Below are 17,132 nucleotides of genomic sequence, written 5' to 3' on the forward strand. Positions count from 1 at the left end.
CGAAAGGACCGCGCAGCGGTCCCGATTTCACCACCGCATCCGAACCCCAAGGCTCCCGATCAACCCATTCAGATCATTGCCATCCACATCACTGCTGTAATCGGCACTGACAAACAGCGCCACCGCCGGCGTCACCCGCGCCACCAGCCCCAAGCCCAGTTCCACCGTGGTCGAATAGCGCGAGCTGGAGATCTTGTCGACCTGGTCCAGCTTGACCTCGTCGGCATCGCTGAAGTCATACCAGACGTTGGTGCGCACATAGGGCTCGATCGGCATCCCGCGCAGGTCGTAGCTCCCGGACAACTTGGCGCCGACCCGGCCGCTCCAGGAGGGCTGGCTGTCGAATGCCTGCAAGGTTTCTTCCTGCACCTGGTTACCCGGGAAGAAGCGCTGGTTGATCAACTGCGCCTGCGGCTCGATCACCCAGGTGCCCCCCAGGCGAATCGGGTAGCCGCCCTCCACGGAAAAGGTCATGGCATGGCCGCTGTCGTTCAGCCGCTGGCCGCTGTCGCCTCGGCCCATGACATCGATACGCGAGCCCATGGCCACGGCATCCAGGTGCCAGCCTTGCTCATGGGTCATGCTCCAGTACACGCCCAGGCTCTCGCCGCTGAGATTGACCGCATTGCGTTGCTTGTCGCCCAGCAAGGGACGCATCCCGCTGAAGCTGCTTTGCAGGTTGTTGTGTCCCACGAAGATGCCCGCACGGTGCACATTGCCGTCGGCGGTTTCACGCACGAACAGGTCCGGGCCGATCGTCAGTTGCTGGCTGGGCGCTTCCAGCTGCTCGGGCGGCTGGGCCCCGGGCCGCGGGGTGGCCGGGAAGAACTGGGTCCACTGGCTGGCTATCAGGTCAGGCACCGCCTGGCCATGGCGCTCGCTCATCTTGTCGGTGAACGCGTTCAGGGTGCCCTGGCTCAGGCCGCTGGCGGTGACCGGGTCGAGCGATAGCTGGGGCACGGCCGGTTGTTGCAGGAAACCGGAGGACATGGGGTCGTCCTGCAGGTCGAAGGCGAAGGTTTCCACTGGGGTTGCCAGAAGCATCGACGTGGAAACCGCGTAGAAAATACGATCGAAGCGCAACGGAATCGAAGTGCTTTTCATGGCGGATCTCCTCTGTTTTCTTGTTGTACAGCCCAAAGCCCTGGTCGGTTGTCACGAGCTGTACGGCAAAATCAGAGCGACCCAAACCGTCACGCCAGCTTTTGCAAGCGCGCACGAAGGCGCGAGCTAAAGGCCCGGCACGAGTTTTCTACGACTAGGTAATAGTTCAGCTAAGGTGAGACGGGGGGTTGCGTCAAGAATGTGTTAAAAAATCGGACACCCCCTCTGCAAGGGGGCAACACCTTGATTTCACTTGTAAAAGTGGGGTGGATAGTGGGGATCGTTATTTGCCGCTGTGTGGCTATGCCGAATCATTGCTACAGCCTGACTTCCACGGCCAATGGCAGATGATCGGAGAGGTGGGTCCAAGGTTTGTGCCCCAGAATCCTGGGTGCATGGCTATCGGCATTGCGCAGGTAGATACGGTCCAGGGCCAGTAATGGCAGGCGCGCCGGATACGTGCGCGCGAGCAATCCGTGGTGGCGTTCGAACGCCTCGTGCAGGTCCCGTTGCAAGCGCAGGGTACGGTTGCCGCGCAGCTTCCAGTCGTTGAAGTCGCCGGCGATGATCACCGGGTCATCGCCTGGCAGTGCATCGAGCAGTTGGCGCAGCAGCTGCAATTGTTTTTGCCGGTGGCTTTCCAGCAACGACAGGTGCACGCAAATGGCATGCACCGGGCGCTGGCCAGGCACGTCGAGAATGCAGTGCAACAGGCCGCGCCGCTCGGGGCCGGTGATCGACACGTCGAGGTTGCGGTGCTCGATGATCGGGTACTTCGACAACAGCGCGTTGCCGTGATGGCCGTCGGGGTAGACCGCATTGCGACCGTAGGCGAAGTCGCTCCACATGCTGTCAGCGAGAAACTCGTATTGCGAGGTCTGCGGCCAACCGGGGTAGCGCGCGGCATGCCGATCGTGGCTGCCGAGCACTTCCTGGAGAAACACGATATCGGCCTGGGTGCTGCGCACCGCTTCGCGCAGTTCGGGCAGGATGAAGCGTCGGTTGAAGGCCGTGAAGCCCTTGTGCGTATTGACCGTCAGCACCCGCAGCCGGTGCACGGCGGGGGCCTGGTTGAAACGGGCGAAACCTGGACGGCCGGCTTCGGGGTTCACGGTGGCTCCTTGAATGAGGATGTCGTCTGTACCGGCCCTATCGCCGGCAAGCCGGCTCCCACAGGTACCCCACAGTGCTCCAGACCTGTGCTGTACCTGTGGGAGCCGGCTTGCCGGCGATAGGGCCGGTACAGGCCACAGATACTCTTGGGACAGGCCAAGGCACCCCAGGTTCAGTCTTCCTCGCGCTGCAACACCATCAGCAGAAACGAGCGCCCCTTGACCTCGAAGGTGGTGTCGAACTGCAAATGCTGCGGCTTGCGCATCTCAGGGCGGTCGGTGTCGACCAGGCAGCTCCAGTAGTCACCTTCCGGCACCGTCGGCAACTGGAAGGGCACCACATCATGGTGCGCATTGACGATCAGCAGCATGGTCGCCTCCGAGCCAGGCCGGGCAATCCCACTGACCTGCGCGCGCCCGTCGATCAGCATGCCCAGGCAACGGCCATGGGGGTCTTCCCACTGCTCCACGGACATCTCGCTGCCATCGGGCGCCAGCCAGGTCACATCCTTGACCCCGATGGCCTCGTTGTAGTCGCCCACCAGAAAGCGCGAACGGCGCAGCACCGGGTAGGCCAGGCGCAGGCGCGTCAGGCGTTTGACGAATGCCAGCAGGGCTTTGCCGTCCTCATCCAGGTCCCAGTTGATCCAGCCGATCTCGCTGTCCTGGCAGTAGGCATTGTTGTTGCCGTGCTGGGTACGGCTGAACTCATCGCCGGCGACGATCATCGGCGTGCCCTGGGCCAGCAGCAAGGTCGCGAAGAAATTGCGCATCTGGCGCATGCGCAGGGCATTGATCTCGGGGTCCTCGGTGGGGCCTTCGACGCCGCAGTTCCATGACAGGTTGTTGTCGGTGCCGTCCTGGTTGTTTTCGTCGTTGTCCTCGTTGTGCTTGCTGTTGTACGAGACCAGATCGCGCAGGGTGAAGCCATCGTGGGCGGTGACGAAGTTGACCGAGGCATAGGGCCGTCGTCCACGGTTGTTGAACATGTCGCCCGAGGCGGTCATGCGCGAGGCGAAATCGGCCAGCTGGCCTTCGTCGCCTTTCCAGAAGGCGCGCACGGTATCGCGAAAGCGATCGTTCCATTCCGCCCAGCCCGGTGCGAAGTTGCCCACCTGGTAGCCGCCCGGACCGCAGTCCCAAGGCTCGGCAATGAGTTTGACCTGGCTGAGCATCGGGTCCTGGCGGCAGGCCACGAGGAAGCCATGGCGTTCGCTGTAGCCGTCGTGGTAGCGACCGAGGATGGTCGCCAGGTCGAAGCGAAAGCCATCCACGTGCATTTCGCCGGCCCAGTAGCGTAGCGAGTCGGTGACCAGTTGCAGGACGCACGGGTGGCTGAGGTCGAGGGTGTTGCCGGTGCCGGAATCGTTGATGTAGTAGCGTCTGTCGTCGGGCTTGAGGCGGTAGTAGGAGGCATTGTCGATACCGCGCATCGACAAGGTCGGGCCGCGCTCGTTGCCTTCGGCGGTATGGTTGTAGACCACATCGAGAATCACCTCCAGGCCTGCGTCGTGCAGGTGCGCAACCATCTCCTTGAACTCGGCGATCTTGCCGCTGGCCAGGTAGCGCGGGTGGGGCGCGAAGAAGGCGATGCTGTTGTAGCCCCAGTAGTTGTTCAGGCCCTTGTCCAGCAGGTGCTGGTCGTTGACGAAGGCGTGGATCGGCAGCAGCTCGATGCTCGACACGCCAAGGTCCTTGATGTGCTTGAGCAGCTCATCGTTGGCCAAGCCGGCGAAGGTGCCGCGAAGTTCTTCGGGCACTGCGGGGTGGCGCATGCTGATGCCGCGCGCATGGGCCTCGTAGAGGATCGTGCGCTCCCACGGGACCAGCACGCGTTGGTCGCGGCCCCAGGTGAAGGCCGGGTCGATCACTTTGCATTTGGGTACGAAGGGTGCGCTGTCGCGTTCATCGAATGACAAGTCGCCGTCGGGGTGGCCGATGGTGTAGCCGAACAGCGCCTCGGACCATTTCAGGCTGCCGACCAGCTGCTTGGCGTAGGGGTCGATGAGCAGTTTGTTGGGGTTGAAGCGGTGGCCGTTCTGCGGCTCGTAGGGGCCGTGCACACGGTAGCCGTAGATCAACCCGGGATGGGCGTCGGGCAAATAGCCGTGGTAGATCTCGTCGGTGTATTCGGGCAGCTCGATGCGCTCGATTTCCTGCTCGCCGCTGGCGTCGAACAGGCACAGTTCAACCTTGGTGGCGTTGGCCGAGAACAGGGCGAAGTTGACACCCAGGCCGTCCCAGGTGGCACCGAGCGGGAAGGGCATGCCTTCACGGATGCGCGACGGGGCGACGGAGCGGGTTTTCTTCGGGGTGCGGGGGCTCATGGCGGTCCTCGATTGGCCGGGGGGGAAGGGGTGTCAGTAGCGGCCCTATCGCCGGCAAGCCGGCTCCCACAGGGATCCCACATTGCTCAAGACCTGTGGTGCATCTGTGGGAGCCGGCTTGCCGGCGATAGGGCCGGGACAGGCTCAGCCGCCAGTGGGTTTCTTCACAGTCCTGGGCTTCTTCGCCGCTGCCGGTTTAACCCCAGGCAAGGCGGCCACTTTCGGCTCGGCAGGGGCCTTGGGCTTGGCCGCTGCCTTTTTGCGCGGCGCCACCTTGGGCGCCAGCGCCTCGGCCTCGGCCAGCTTGCGCGCCATGTCCCAGTGGCGCTCCTCCTGGCCGGCGGGCTTACCCTCCGATTCCCAGATCTGGTAGGCGAATTCGCGAATACGTTTTTCTTCAACACTCATCATGACGCTCCTGATGCTCAAGATTGTTGTATCAACAAATTGACCGGAAACTCCGCCAGCACCGCGCGCAACATCAGCTCCTTTGAAGGGCTGACCGCGGCATTGGAGAAAAGTCCCGTCGAATTGGCAGGCGACAAGGCAAACGGCAAGATCACCCGGGTGTCGTCCCAGTTCTGCGCCGGGATCAACGGTGTCGTGGCGCCGCCCAACAGGCCGCTGGCCAGGCGTGGGGCGACGATGATGGCGCGCTGGCCTTCACCCAGGCGGGCGAACGCCAGCACCTTGTCGGCATGCCGGCCCTGCACGGTCAGAGGCAGGTAGGCACCGCGACGGAACAGCTCGGGGTGGGCCAGGCGGCAATCCAGCACCCGGGCGACCAGGGCCTGCTTGATGCGGCCGTCACGCCAGTGGGCAAGCAGCTCGGCAGGCGCGGTGGCATCGTCCAGGGTGCGACGCCTGGCAGCGTAGTCCACGGCGCGGCGGTTGTCCGGGTCGACCAGGCTGAAATCCCAGTATTCATTGCCCTGGTACAGGTCGGGCACGCCCGGTACGGTCATGCGCAGCAGTGTCTGGACCAGCCCGTTGAGCGCACCGGGACAGGCGATCAGTTGCGCGGCATCGGCCAGCGACTGGCGCAATTGCTGGTTCTCGCGATCAAGCAGCAGGCCATCGACATAGGCCGCGCAAGCCGCTTCATAGGCTTCGTTCGGTGCGTTCCAGCTGCTGCGCAACTTGGCTTCACGCAGCGCCTTCTGCTGCCATTGGCGGATGCGTTCGGCATAGCCGCGCACCGCGTTGTCATCGTGCAAGTCCAGTGTCAGCGGCCAACTGCCGAGCAGGGTTTGCAGCAACAACAATTCATCGCCCGGGCTCGGTGCCGGGCCATCGTCCAGCTGCTCGCGCAGCGGGGTCGCCAGCTCGCGCCAGTGCTCCAACCGGCTGGCCAGCCACGGGCCCCGCTCGCTCAATACCGCCAGGCGCGCACGGGTGTCTTCGCCGCGCTTGTGGTCGTGGGTGGCGGTGGCCAGCAAGCTGTCGGGGAAGTCGCGCAGACGGCGCTGGGCTTCGTTGTGGAAGTACTCGGGGCCGGCATTGAAGCGCTCGGCCTCGAAGCCGACGTCGTTGCGCGACAGCAGCCGCGCCGAGCGGTAGAAGGCGGTGTCTTCCACCGCCTTGGCCGCACTGGGCGCGGTCAGCTGCTGGAAGCGCACGCAGGCATGGCGCAGGTGCTTGCGTGGCCGGCCGGGGGGCAGTTGGCGCCAGGGCTGGCCGCCCAGCCACTGAGCCAGTTGATCGAGCAACGGCCAGTCGGCCTCGGCCAGGTCGTGGCGGGCGTTGGTCAGCGCCTGCTGGAAGAATTTTTCGTCCTCGGCCGGGCGGCCGCAAGCATTGAAGTAGGTGCGGTACACCGGGTAGTGCGCGACCAGTGCCTGCAGCGCCCGGCGGATGGCGCCAAGGGTCAGGTCGCGGGTCATCAGGTCATCGCGGGCCACCTGCAGCAGCGCCAGGGCCACCGATTCGCAGTCGCCGGCCAGGCTGGCGTTGAGCACCAGGTGGCGGGCCTGACGTACTTCTTCGGCAAAGTCGGGGCGTTCGCTGACGGTGGTCCAGAGCTCGGTCAGTGGCGCTTCGCCGGCAGGGTCGTGCTGCAGCAGCGACACCTGGTTCATGAACTCGTAGCCGGTGGTGCCGTCGGTGAGCCAGTCGCGGTGCAGGTGTTCGTCGCTACCCAGGATCTTTTCCACGTAGATCGGGAAATGCTCCGCAGCCGCTGACAGCGGCCGCCTGCCGAGCAGCGCAGTCACGCGCCGGCGCAGTTTGCGGCAGTACCCGCGTGGGTCGGCCAAACCGTCGATATGGTCGATGCGCAAGCCGTCCACCAGGCCACGCTCGATCAGCTCGAACAGCTTGGCGTGGGTCGCCTCGAACACCACCGCGCGCTCTACGCGCAAGCCGCCCAGTTCGTTGATGTCGAAGAAGCGCCGCCAGTTGATGTCGTCGGCGGCCGTGCGCCAGCTGGCCAGGCGGTAGCTCTGGCGCTCCAGCAGCAGGTGCAGGCGCTTGAAGCCGTCTTCGCTGCGGCTGTCGAAGGCCATCAGGGCGGACTGCAGGTCGGCGCCTTCGGCCACCAGGCGTGCCAGCTCGGCGTGCAAGTGCTGGGCGGTGGCCAGGGGCGCGGCGTCCTCGTGCAGGGCGGTGAAATGCGCAGCCAGCGCCTGCAGGGCAGGCTCCGGGCTCAGGGACAGTATCCAGCCGTAGTCGACCGGGCAGATCGGGAAGCGGTGGTCGTAATGGGCGATCTGCAGCACGCCATGCTGGGCATCGAACTGCAGCGGGATCTCACCGTTTTTGAGCGCCAGGCCATAGTCGCTGGCGAGAAAGGGCAGCAACAGTTGGCCAGCCAGCAAGGGGTCGCTGGAATGCCACTGGATATCGAAGAATTCGGCATACGGGCTGCGCCGGCCCCAGGCCAGCAGGCTCTGCCACCACGGGTTGTCGGCGCCGCCTACGGCCATGTGATTGGACACGGTGTCGAGGATCAGCCCCATGCCGTGCTGGCGCAGGGCGGTCACCAGGCGCTCCAGCGCGGCTTCGCCACCGAGCTCCGGGTTGACCTGGGTCGGGTCGACGACATCGTAGCCGTGGCGCGAGCCGGCGCGCGCCTTGAGGATCGGCGAGGCGTACACATGGCTGATGCCCAGCTGGGCGAAGTAGGGCACCAGCGGCACGGCATGGTCGAGGGTGAAGTCGCTGTGCAGTTGCAGGCGCACGGTCGCGGTCAATGGCTTCATCGGTCACGCTCCCAGGCTTGTTCGCGGGCTTGGGCCAGCAGCTCCAGGCGGCGTGCGGCGTCTTCGTCGTCGAGCAGTTCAGCCACGGGCGCGGCGAAACGCCGACGCCAGTTGGGATGGCCTTGGGTAGTCCCCGGCAGGTTGGGTTGCTCATCGCTGCCGAGCAGGTCTTCCAGCGGAATCAGTACCAACGGTGCGCGGGTATGACCGACGTAGCGGATGGCGGCATCGATCAAGGCATCGTTGTCCGCTTGCGGGCCGTAGTTGGCTTCCAGGGTACGGCGCAGGCCGTCTCGCTCCTTCTGCCGTTCGTGCCGCCAGTGCAGCTCGCTGGTGGCGTCGATCAATTGCAGGCGCTGGCTCCAGTCGATGTCGCGACTTTGCAGCCAGCCGGCCAGCGGCGCCAGGTCGTGGGTGCCAGTGGTGGCCAAGGCGTTGTCCGGCCAGTCGAGGATCGGCTTGAAGTGCCCGGGCTGGGTCTGTTCGAAGGGCAGAACGCGCATGCCCAAAACCGCTTTGTCGGCCAGCTGTTCGCGCAGGCCTTCGGGCACCGTGCCAAGGTCTTCGCCGAGGATGATCGCCTGGTGGCGCACCGACTCCAGGGCCAAAAGGCGCAGCAGGTCTTGCAGCGGATAGTGGAGGTAGGCGCCTTCGCTGGGTTTGCAGCCACGCGGGATCAGCCACAGCCGGCGCAGGCCCATCACATGGTCGATGCGCAGGCCGCCCGCGTGCGCCAGGTTAGCCCGCAGCATTTCGATGAAGGCGCGGTAGCCATTGCGTTTGAGACCTTCGGGCGAGAACGCGCAGATGCCCCAGTCCTGCCCGGTGCGGTTGAGAATGTCGGGTGGCGCGCCGACCTTGAGGTTGGCCAGCAGCTCGTCCTGGCGGCTCCAGGCCTGGCTGCCGGCACCGTCGGCACCCACCGCCAGGTCGGCGATCAGGCCGACCGCCATGCCATTGCTGCGCGCGGCCTCCTGGGCGCGTTGCAGGCTGCGTTCGGTCAGCCATTGGCAAAAGGCGTGGAACTCCACCTTGGCCGGGTAGGCGTCGGCGAAGGCTTCGACTTCGGGGTGGTAAGGGTCGTGCCAGGCGCTGGGCCAGTTGCGCCAGTCGCCGCCCAGGCCATGGTCGACGGCTTGCGCCTGCAGCACTTCGAAACGGCAGTGGTGCTCCAGCGCCTGGCCTGCCGCCTCGCGGTAGCTGTCGAAATCCTTGCGCAACGGGTGCTCGCCCTGGCTGAAGTCCTGGTACAGCGCTTCGAGCAGGTGGAGCCGGGCGTTGGCAGCCCGGGGCCAGTCGACCAGCGGGCGCTGTTCCAGGTCTTCGAGGGTTTCTTCCAGGCCGCAGGCCTCGATGGCCATGCGCACGGCACGCTCGCCGAGAATGGCCGCGGGGCTGGCATAGAGGGTGTTGAGCAGCAGGCGGCTGGACGGTGAATAGGGGCTGTAGTGCAGCTGATCGACCGCCGACAGGGCATGGATGGGGCTGATGGCCAAGGCATCGGCTCCGCGCTCGGCGGCGCTGCGGGCCAGTTGCTCCAGCGCCAGGCAGTCGCCAAAGCCGCCGTCGCCCGTGCGGCGCAGGCTGTACAGCTGCACGGCAAGGCCCCAGCAGCGCGGCGGTGGCGGCTGCACGGCGTCTTCCAGGCCGTGGCAGCGCGGCGGCGCCACCGCCAGGGTGAAGCGGCGGCCCTCGACTTCGACCTGGTGGTAGCCGATGGGCAGCTCGCCCGGCAGGCGCGCCTGGGCGTCGAGCGCGACGCTGCGCTGGCTGCCATCCTCCAGCGTGCACTGTGCAGCGCTGGCGGGCTTGAAGTAGTGGGCCAGCGCGAGTGGCTGGCCAACGTCGGCGGTCAGCAGTGGCGGCAGGTGCTGGCGGTCCTCGGCGGTTTCCACCGCTTGCAGGCTGCTGCGGATGGCGCTGTCGTCGGCGGCCGGGTGGCCGAGGCCTTCGAGGACCTTGCGCAGCACTTCATCGGTCACCTGCTGCGGGCGGTTGTTGGCATCGATCCAGTCGCGGGCCAGGCCGACACGGGCGGCCAGGCGGTGCAGGACGGTTTCGCTCATGGGCTCTCCTGGCCAGGTGCAAGCAGGCTGACCACGCAGCTGTAGGCAGACAGCGTGGTGTCGGGGTGCTGGGTGTCGCTGCTGTCGAACAGGCGGTTTTCGGCGGCGGGCAGGGCGACTGCCTGCGGCGTGGCTGCCAGGTTCAGGTCGATGCGCAAGGTATTGCCATCGCCCAGGCGCCAGCGTGCGGTCAAGGCCTTGTCGCCCAGCACCTCGGCGCCCAGCGCGCGGCTGCCGGGCAGGTGTGGGATGACGTGGCGCCGGCGCAGCGCGAGCAGCTGTTGATAAAGGCCATGCCAGCCGGCGATGACTTCCTGGCGCTGTGGCCGTGAGGCTTCGAAGGTCTGTTCGGCATTGGGGTCGGGAATGCGCTCGCGCTGTGCGGGGTCGGTGAAGGCATTGAAGTGGGCGAACTCGCCACGGCGGCCTTCGCGCACGGCATCGGCCAGTTCGTCGTGGAAGTCGGTGAAGAACAGGAACGGCCGGCAACTGCCGTCGTCGTCGCCCATGAACAGCAGCGGGATCATCGGCGCCAGCAGCAACAGCCCGGTCGCGGCCCGCAGGGCCGGCGGCGGGCACAGGCGCGTGAGGCGCTCGCCCAGGGCGCGGTTGCCGATCTGGTCGTGGTTCTGCAGGAACAACACGAATGAACTGGGCGCCAGGTGGCCGCTGGGCTCGCCGCGTGGCGTGCCGTGGCGGTTGGCCTGGCCCTGGAACACGAAGCCTTCGGCCAGGCAGCGGGCCAGCTGGTCAATCGGCCGTTGCTGGTAGTCGGCGTAGTAGCCTTCGGTTTCGCCGGTCAGCAGGACATGCAGGGCATTGTGGCCGTCGTCGTTCCACTGGGCATCGAAGCCCTGTTCGAGCAACGCGGCCTGGTTGTGCTCGTTCTCCAGCACCAGCCAGACGTGCCGGCCGGGTTCCACGGCGGCGCGCACCCGCTGGGCCAGCTCGACGAGAAAGTCGGGCTGGTCGATGGCGTGCACCGCGTCCAGGCGAAGGCCGTCGCAGCGGTATTCGCACAGCCACATCAGGGCGTTCTGGATGAAATACTCGCGCACCTCGGGGCGGCGAAAATCGATGGCGGCGCCCCAGGGCGTCTGCCGGTCCTGGCGAAAGAACGGGCTGGCGTACTGGTGCAGGTAGTTGCCGTCGGGGCCGAAATGGTTGTAGACCACGTCCACCAGCACCATCAGTCCCTCGCCGTGGGCGCGGTCGACCAGCGCGCACAATTGCTCGGGGCTGCCGTAGCTGTGCTGCGGTGCATAGGGCAGCACGCCGTCGTATCCCCAGTTGCGCTCGCCGGGGAACTGCCCGAGGGGCATCAGCTCGATGGCGCTGATGCCAAGCTCCGCCAGGCGCGGCAGATGCCGGGCAACCCCGTCGTAGCCATCGAGCACGCCGACGTGCAGCTCCTGGATCACCGCTTCGTGCCACGGCCGCCCCTGCCAGGGGTGTTGCCAGGCATACGCCTGGGTGTCGACCACCTGGCTCGGCCCCTGCACACCTTCGGGCTGGTAGCGCGACGCCGGGTCGGCCACCTGCAGCTGGCCATCGATGCGGTAGTGGTAACGGTCACCGGCCTGGCACGGGGCAACCCCCGTGAACCAGCCATCGTCATCGGGCAGCAGCGCGATGGCCGGCTGCTGCTCCATTTCCAAGCTCACGCTGCGCGCGTCGGGCGCCCACAGGGCGAAGCGCGCCGACGTGGCGTCCAAGAGGTGTGCGCCATGCCTGTGCATCTTCGACCCTCGCTCAGTAGTGGCTGAACTGTGTCTGCTTGACCAGGTCCTCGTAGAGGCGGGCATAGGGTTCCACCGCCTGGCACCAGTTGAACGGTTGGGTCATGGACAGGCAGCGCATGGCATTGAGCAGGTTCTTCTTGCCGTAGACATAGAAGGCTCGGCTCAGCGCCTCGCGGTAGCTTTCCACGGTCGACTCATCGAACAGGAAACCGGTGACGCCGTTCTCGATGGTATCGGCAAGGCCCCCGGTGTTGCGTGCCACCGGCAACGAGCCGAAACGCTGCGCGTACATCTGGCTCAGGCCGCAGGGCTCGTAGCGCGAAGGCATGAGCAAAAAATCGCTGCCGGCGAACATGCGCCGAGCGTCGGTTTCGTTGAAGCCGATGCGTACACCGATGCGGCCCGGGTGGCGCACCGCCAGCTCGCGCATGGCCTGTTCTTCTTCCGGCTCGCCGCGCCCGATAATGGCGATCTGGCCACCCTGTTCGACGATGTAGTCGGCCACGCCCAGGGTCAGGTCCAGGCCTTTCTGATAGACCAGGCGCGAGACCACGGCGAACAGCGGCCCGGTGGAGGGTTCAAGCTCGAACAGGCGGCGCACTTCTTCGGCATTGCGCGCCTTGCCGTCCCAGTCGTTGATGCTGAAGTTGTGCTGCAGGTGCTTGTCGGTGGCCGAGTCCCAGCTTTCGTCGATGCCGTTGGGGATGCCGCCGAGCAGGCCTTGCTGGGCCTTGCTGGCCAGGAAGCCATGCAGGCCACAGCCGAATTCCGGGGTGGTGATCTCACGGGCGTAGGTGGCGCTGACGGTGGTGATGTGGCTGGAGTAGGCAAGGCCGGCCTTGAGGAACGACAGCTTGCCGTAGAACTCCATGCCTTCCTGTTGCATGGCATGGTCCGGGATCGCCAGCTCCGGGCTGCAGGCACGGCTGTACACGCCCTGGTAGGCAAGGTTGTGAATGGTGAACAGGGTCGGCGTGTTCAACCCGCGCCAGTGCATGTAGGCCGGGGCCAGGCCGGCAGGCCAGTCATGGGCATGCACCACTTCGGGCTTCCAGTGGATCTTGCCTTCGCCCGCAGCAATCTCGGCGGCGGCCAGGCCCAGGCGGGCGAAACGGATGTGGTTGTCGGGCCAGTCGCGACCGTTGTTGGCACCATAGGGTGTGCCATCGCGCTGGTACAGCTCGGGGCAGATCAGCACGTAGATGACCAGGCCGTCGGCCAGGTCCATGCGGCCGATCTTGCACGGCGGCAGGGCCGCGTGGCCACCCAGCTCGCCGACGATATGAATGGGGTTGTCGCTTTCCATGACTTGGCGGTAGCCGGGGATCAGGACCCGGACATCATGCAGGTGTGCCAGTGCCCGTGGCAGCGCCGCGGACACGTCGCCCAGGCCGCCGGTCTTGACCAGGTCGGCGATTTCCGAGGTGACGAACAGGATCTTGCGTTTGTTGGGGTTGTGCTGGCGCTGGGCGCCAGGTGCCTTGGCTGTCGTGGCGAAGTCCGGGGTAAGCGGCTCGCGGTTTTCCGGGTTGAATGAATCTACGTGAGGTTCGACAGCGGCACTGATCATACTTCTCTCCGTCCCTATGTTGTGGCCGGGTGTTGGCACCCGTTCTCTTATTTCGTCTTGGCGATCTCTGGTTCGTATCTTGGTAGTGCAGTCCTTGCCCCAGGGTCGTGCGCACAGGCACAGCGCAATCGGCATTCCGGCCGAAGGCGATTGAACTGGGTGGGGTGGGTCGACGTTGGCGAGGGAGGCCCCTTTGCCATGACCTACTTATGTTGCTGACCTGCCACCTTTTGCAAAAGTTCGACTTTCTTTCTGTCGCTTCTTCCCTGAGCAAATGGCGGGCCGAAACTGAGTGTAGGAGAGAAGGAGATAAAAAGGTGACCCGCTGGTCACTTTCGTTATGTCGCGCGCTAGACGCAAACGTTGGCGTTTGTCACTCGCTGTGACCAGAGGATTTGCAAGGCGATTTTGCAGGCGGGACGTGCATTGTTTTGCAGCGGGCAGAAGGCCGTTTTGCACCGAAGCGGGGCATTCGCCCCGCAGCGGCGGTTCAGCCCGAGGGCAGCAGCGAAGAGTGATGGTGGCTGATCAGCCACTGCTGTCCATCCCAGCGGTAATTGAAACTGTACCGCGCAGCGACCTGCTTGCCGCTGGCGGCAAAATCGAAGGTATAGAGGCCAGCGAGGATCGCCGTGTTGCAGGCCCCCTGGAAGTGATGGCTGTCGAGCTTGCCGCTGGGTTTGTCGGCAAGAAAATGATGGAAGTAGTCGATGCGCTCCTGCGGGGTCAGGCGCGGTTGACTCGACACAGTGGGCAGCAGCAGGGCGTCGTCCTGGTAAAGCTGGGCAACCTGTTCCGGGTCACCGCTCCTGAGGCTGTCGTTCCATTTTTCGAAGAGCGTGATGGCGTGTTCTTGGGTGATGCGCTGGCAGTTCTGGGCTGCAGCCTGAATGGGCAGCGCAGTGACGGCTAGCAAGGCGATGGGTAAGCAGTATTTCACGACGTTCATGGTAGCTCCGTTGCACGCGGGCACCTGGCAGGGCCCTTGACGCGAGCCACTGTAGAAAGTGCACTGCGGCTCAGCTATCGGAGATACCTTGGGTCAAGTGGGGATTCTTCCTGCGTATCGGAAGCTTGCGGGGTGGGAGCCATCAAGCTCCCACGCAAGGAAGGGGTCAAAGGCTCACGGATTTTTCGTCGGAACGCGACTGTTCCAACAGCATGTGCAACTGAGCGACCTGCTGGCGCAGCTGGTCACGTTCGTCCTTCAGCTTACGCAGCTCATCACGGCGCACGGAGACATAGAGGGTCTGGGTTGGAGTGGCAGGCATCAAGGTACCCATAAGCACACCTCGCGGTTTTGGCTGGTGACAGTAAAAGCGTAGTCGCTTCATGCGGGGCGCATTCTGAATTCTTTCGCCGTCCTTGGGAACTTTTTTGTTTGGCGTTGTCTTGCCGCTCGTCGCTGAACCCTCATGCTGCGGGCTGGACTAATCTGTGAAGCTGAACTGAGTTGTCATTCATTTCCACAGGGGAGCATCGGCTCATGCAACTGGGAATCGTCGGGCTGGGCCGCATGGGCGGCAATATCGCAAGGCGCCTGATGCGCGCCGGTCACCGCACGGTGGTCAATGACCGTAACCGTGACGCCATCAAAGGGCTGGAAGGAGAGGGCGCCCAAGGTGCCCACGACCTGGGCGCGCTGGTGCAGAAGCTCAAGGCACCGCGCGCGGTGTGGGTGATGTTGCCGGCAGGCGAGCCCACCGAGCAGACCATCGCGCAACTGGCCGAGCTGCTGGAACCGGGCGATGCGATCATCGACGGCGGCAACACCTTCTACAAGGACGACATGCGCCGCGCCAGCGAACTGGCCAAGCGCGGGCTGCACTACCTGGATGTCGGCACCTCGGGGGGCGTCTGGGGCCTTGAGCGCGGCTACTGCATGATGATCGGCGGCGAGAAGGATGTGTTCGAACGCCTGGAACCTCTGTTCAAGGCCCTGGCACCGGGGGTGGGCGACATCCCGCGCACCCACGGCCGCCAAGGTGAGCACCAGCGCGCCGAGCATGGCTATATTCATGCCGGCCCGCCAGGCGCCGGGCATTACGTGAAGATGGTTCACAACGGGATCGAATACGGCCTGATGCAGGCCTACGCCGAGGGCTTCGACCTGCTGCGCAGCAAAGGCGGCGCGCAACTGCCCGAGGACCAGCGCTTCGACCTCGATGTGGCCGAGATCGCGGAGGTGTGGCGTCGCGGCAGCGTGGTCACTTCATGGCTGCTCGACCTCACCGCCGATGCTCTGGTAGCCGACCCGCAGCTGGCGCAATTCAGCGGCTCGGTGTCCGACAGCGGCGAGGGCCGTTGGACCATCGACGCCGCCGTGGAACAGGCCGTGCCGGTACCGGTGCTGTCCAGCGCGCTGTTCGCCCGCTTCCGTTCGCGCCAGCAGCAGGGTACGTATGGCGACAAGATCCTCTCGGCCATGCGCCTGGGCTTCGGTGGCCACGTCGAGAAGAAAGACGCATGACAAAACAGACGATTCCAGCGGCTCCTCCCTGCACCTTGTTCCTGTTCGGCGCCAATGGCGACCTGGTCAAGCGCTTGCTGATGCCTGCGCTGTACAACCTTGACCGTGACGGTTTGCTCGACCGCAACCTGCGCATCGTCGGGGTCGACCACAACGCCGCCACGGCCGAGGCATTCGCCGAGCGCCTGCACGGGTTCATGCGCGAGCGCGACAAAGGCGGCGAGGGCGCCGGCAGATGCCTGGACGAAAAACGCTGGGCACGCCTGGCCAAGCGTCTGGACTACCAGACCGGCGACTTCCTCGACCCTGCCACCTATGCGGCCCTGGCCAAGCGCATCGACAAGACAAACCATGGCAACGCCGTGTTCTACCTGGCCACTTCGCCACGCTTCTTCCCCGAAGTGGCCCAGCGTTTGGGTGAGGCCGGTTTGCTCGATGAGTCGGGCGGCGGTTTTCGCCGGGTGGTGGTGGAGAAACCGTTCGGCACCGACCTGGCCAGTGCCGAGGCCCTCAATGCCTGCCTGTTAAAGGTGATGAGCGAGCGGCAGATCTACCGCATCGACCATTACCTGGGCAAGGAAACGGTACAGAACATCCTGGTCAGCCGTTTTTCCAACGGCCTGTTCGAATCGTTCTGGAACAACCATTACATCGACCATGTTCAGATCACCGCTGCCGAAACCGTGGGCGTCGAGACCCGCGGCGCGTTCTACGACAACACCGGTGCCTTGCGTGACATGGTGCCCAATCACCTGTTCCAGCTGCTGGCCATGGTTGCCATGGAGCCGCCCGCGGCGTTTGGCGCCGACCCCGTGCGTGGGGAGAAGGCCAAGGTCATCGGGGCCATCCGCCCGTGGACGGCGAAGATGGCCCTGAAGAATTCGGTGCGTGGCCAGTACACGGCGGGCAAGCAGGGCCGCAAACACCTGCCGGGCTATCGGCAGGAAGACAGGGTTGCGGCCGACAGCCAGACCGAAACCTACGTTGCCCTCAAGGTGATGATCGACAACTGGCGCTGGGCCGGGGTGCCGTTCTACCTGCGCACCGGCAAGCGCATGAGCGTGCGTGACACCGAGATCGCCATCTGTTTCAAGCCGGCGCCTTATGCGCAGTTTCGCGAGTCGGAGCTGGAGCGGCCCAAGCCCAACTACCTGAAGATTCAGATCCAGCCCAACGAGGGCATGACGTTCGACCTGCAGGCCAAGCGGCCCGGGCCTGAGCTGGTGATGGAGAATGTCCAGCTTGGCTTTGCCTACAAGGACTTCTTCAAGATGACCCCGGCGACCGGCTACGAGACCTTGATCTACGACTGCCTGACGGGTGACCAGACCTTGTTCCAGCGGGCCGACAACATCGAGAACGGCTGGCGCGCGGTGCAGCCGTTTCTGGATGCCTGGGCGCAAGAGGGCGAGGTGCATGAATACCCGGCGGGTGAGGATGGGCCTGAGGCCGGTGATGAGCTGCTTGCCCGTGACAAGCGTGAATGGCACAAGCTGGGGTGACTGTTCTGGCCTCATCGCCGGCAAGCCGGCTCCCACAAC

General features: G+C 65.0%; 12 protein-coding genes. 2 read left to right on the plus strand and 10 right to left on the minus strand.

What is annotated here, in order from left to right:
• Positions 1–27: 27 nt before the first annotated feature.
• The 10 genes from ACIPZB_RS20485 to ACIPZB_RS20530 all read right to left on the minus strand — a co-directional run bounded on the left by ACIPZB_RS20485 (position 28) and on the right by ACIPZB_RS20530 (position 14,404).
• Positions 28–1,104, minus strand: coding sequence for an autotransporter domain-containing protein (locus ACIPZB_RS20485; RefSeq protein WP_400642367.1), 1,077 nt, complete (start codon positions 1,102–1,104; stop codon positions 28–30).
• Between the two features lie 317 nt (positions 1,105–1,421).
• Positions 1,422–2,216: an endonuclease/exonuclease/phosphatase family protein gene (locus tag ACIPZB_RS20490; protein WP_400642369.1), complete on the minus strand. Its 795-nt coding sequence runs from the start codon at positions 2,214–2,216 to the stop codon at positions 1,422–1,424.
• A gap of 173 nt (positions 2,217–2,389) precedes the next feature.
• A complete protein-coding gene (gene glgX / locus ACIPZB_RS20495; protein WP_400642370.1) occupies positions 2,390–4,543 on the minus strand; it encodes a glycogen debranching protein GlgX in 2,154 nt (717 codons plus the stop codon).
• Positions 4,544–4,687: 144 nt separating this feature from the next.
• Complete coding sequence (locus tag ACIPZB_RS20500) at positions 4,688–4,954, minus strand: DUF2934 domain-containing protein (protein WP_400642371.1); 267 nt, start codon at positions 4,952–4,954, stop codon at positions 4,688–4,690.
• A 14-nt stretch (positions 4,955–4,968) separates the two neighbouring features.
• A complete protein-coding gene (locus ACIPZB_RS20505; RefSeq protein WP_400642373.1) occupies positions 4,969–7,743 on the minus strand; it encodes a malto-oligosyltrehalose synthase in 2,775 nt (924 codons plus the stop codon).
• Positions 7,740–9,809: a 4-alpha-glucanotransferase gene (malQ, locus tag ACIPZB_RS20510; protein ID WP_400642374.1), complete on the minus strand. Its 2,070-nt coding sequence runs from the start codon at positions 9,807–9,809 to the stop codon at positions 7,740–7,742. The genes ACIPZB_RS20505 and malQ overlap by 4 nt, the downstream gene beginning before the upstream one ends.
• Positions 9,806–11,548 carry a malto-oligosyltrehalose trehalohydrolase gene (treZ, locus tag ACIPZB_RS20515; RefSeq protein ID WP_400642375.1) on the minus strand — a complete coding sequence of 581 codons (1,743 nt, stop codon included), beginning with the start codon at positions 11,546–11,548 and terminating at the stop codon, positions 9,806–9,808. Before treZ ends, malQ begins: the two co-directional genes overlap by 4 nt.
• 13 nt (positions 11,549–11,561) lie before the next feature.
• Positions 11,562–13,121 (minus strand): glycogen synthase GlgA, encoded by a 1,560-nt coding sequence (glgA, locus tag ACIPZB_RS20520; RefSeq protein ID WP_400642376.1) that lies wholly within the window; start codon positions 13,119–13,121, stop codon positions 11,562–11,564.
• A gap of 490 nt (positions 13,122–13,611) precedes the next feature.
• The gene (locus tag ACIPZB_RS20525; RefSeq protein ID WP_400642378.1) at positions 13,612–14,070 is read right to left on the minus strand and encodes an SgcJ/EcaC family oxidoreductase; all 459 of its coding nucleotides are present in this window, start codon (positions 14,068–14,070) and stop codon (positions 13,612–13,614) included.
• 166 nt (positions 14,071–14,236) lie between these two features.
• On the minus strand, positions 14,237–14,404 hold the full coding sequence (locus tag ACIPZB_RS20530) for a DUF6026 family protein (RefSeq protein WP_400642380.1): 168 nt from the start codon (positions 14,402–14,404) through the stop codon (positions 14,237–14,239).
• Between the two features lie 203 nt (positions 14,405–14,607).
• Here ACIPZB_RS20530 and gnd point away from each other — a divergent pair, with 203 nt between their 5' ends.
• Together gnd and zwf are read left to right on the plus strand one after the other, a co-directional pair.
• Positions 14,608–15,591, plus strand: a complete 984-nt coding sequence (gnd, locus tag ACIPZB_RS20535; RefSeq protein WP_008089958.1) for a phosphogluconate dehydrogenase (NAD(+)-dependent, decarboxylating) — start codon at positions 14,608–14,610, stop codon at positions 15,589–15,591.
• On the plus strand, positions 15,588–17,093 hold the full coding sequence (gene zwf, locus ACIPZB_RS20540; protein WP_400642382.1) for a glucose-6-phosphate dehydrogenase: 1,506 nt from the start codon (positions 15,588–15,590) through the stop codon (positions 17,091–17,093). The genes gnd and zwf overlap by 4 nt, the downstream gene beginning before the upstream one ends.
• Positions 17,094–17,132: the final 39 nt, after the last annotated feature.

It is taken from the genome of Pseudomonas sp. NPDC089396 (assembly GCF_044749545.1).
Lineage (GTDB): Bacteria > Pseudomonadota > Gammaproteobacteria > Pseudomonadales > Pseudomonadaceae > Aquipseudomonas.

Coding starts and splice junctions, on each gene's coding strand:
- ACIPZB_RS20485 (WP_400642367.1), bottom strand. CDS start 1,104: ATGAAAAGCACTTCGATTCCGTTGCGCTTCGATCGTATTTTCTACGCG.
- glgX (WP_400642370.1), bottom strand. CDS start 4,543: ATGAGCCCCCGCACCCCGAAGAAAACCCGCTCCGTCGCCCCGTCGCGC.
- ACIPZB_RS20500 (WP_400642371.1), bottom strand. CDS start 4,954: ATGATGAGTGTTGAAGAAAAACGTATTCGCGAATTCGCCTACCAGATC.
- ACIPZB_RS20505 (WP_400642373.1), bottom strand. CDS start 7,743: ATGAAGCCATTGACCGCGACCGTGCGCCTGCAACTGCACAGCGACTTC.
- malQ (WP_400642374.1), bottom strand. CDS start 9,809: ATGAGCGAAACCGTCCTGCACCGCCTGGCCGCCCGTGTCGGCCTGGCC.
- treZ (WP_400642375.1), bottom strand. CDS start 11,548: ATGCACAGGCATGGCGCACACCTCTTGGACGCCACGTCGGCGCGCTTC.
- glgA (WP_400642376.1), bottom strand. CDS start 13,121: ATGATCAGTGCCGCTGTCGAACCTCACGTAGATTCATTCAACCCGGAA.
- ACIPZB_RS20525 (WP_400642378.1), bottom strand. CDS start 14,070: ATGAACGTCGTGAAATACTGCTTACCCATCGCCTTGCTAGCCGTCACT.
- ACIPZB_RS20530 (WP_400642380.1), bottom strand. CDS start 14,404: ATGGGTACCTTGATGCCTGCCACTCCAACCCAGACCCTCTATGTCTCC.
- gnd (WP_008089958.1), top strand. CDS start 14,608: ATGCAACTGGGAATCGTCGGGCTGGGCCGCATGGGCGGCAATATCGCA.
- zwf (WP_400642382.1), top strand. CDS start 15,588: ATGACAAAACAGACGATTCCAGCGGCTCCTCCCTGCACCTTGTTCCTG.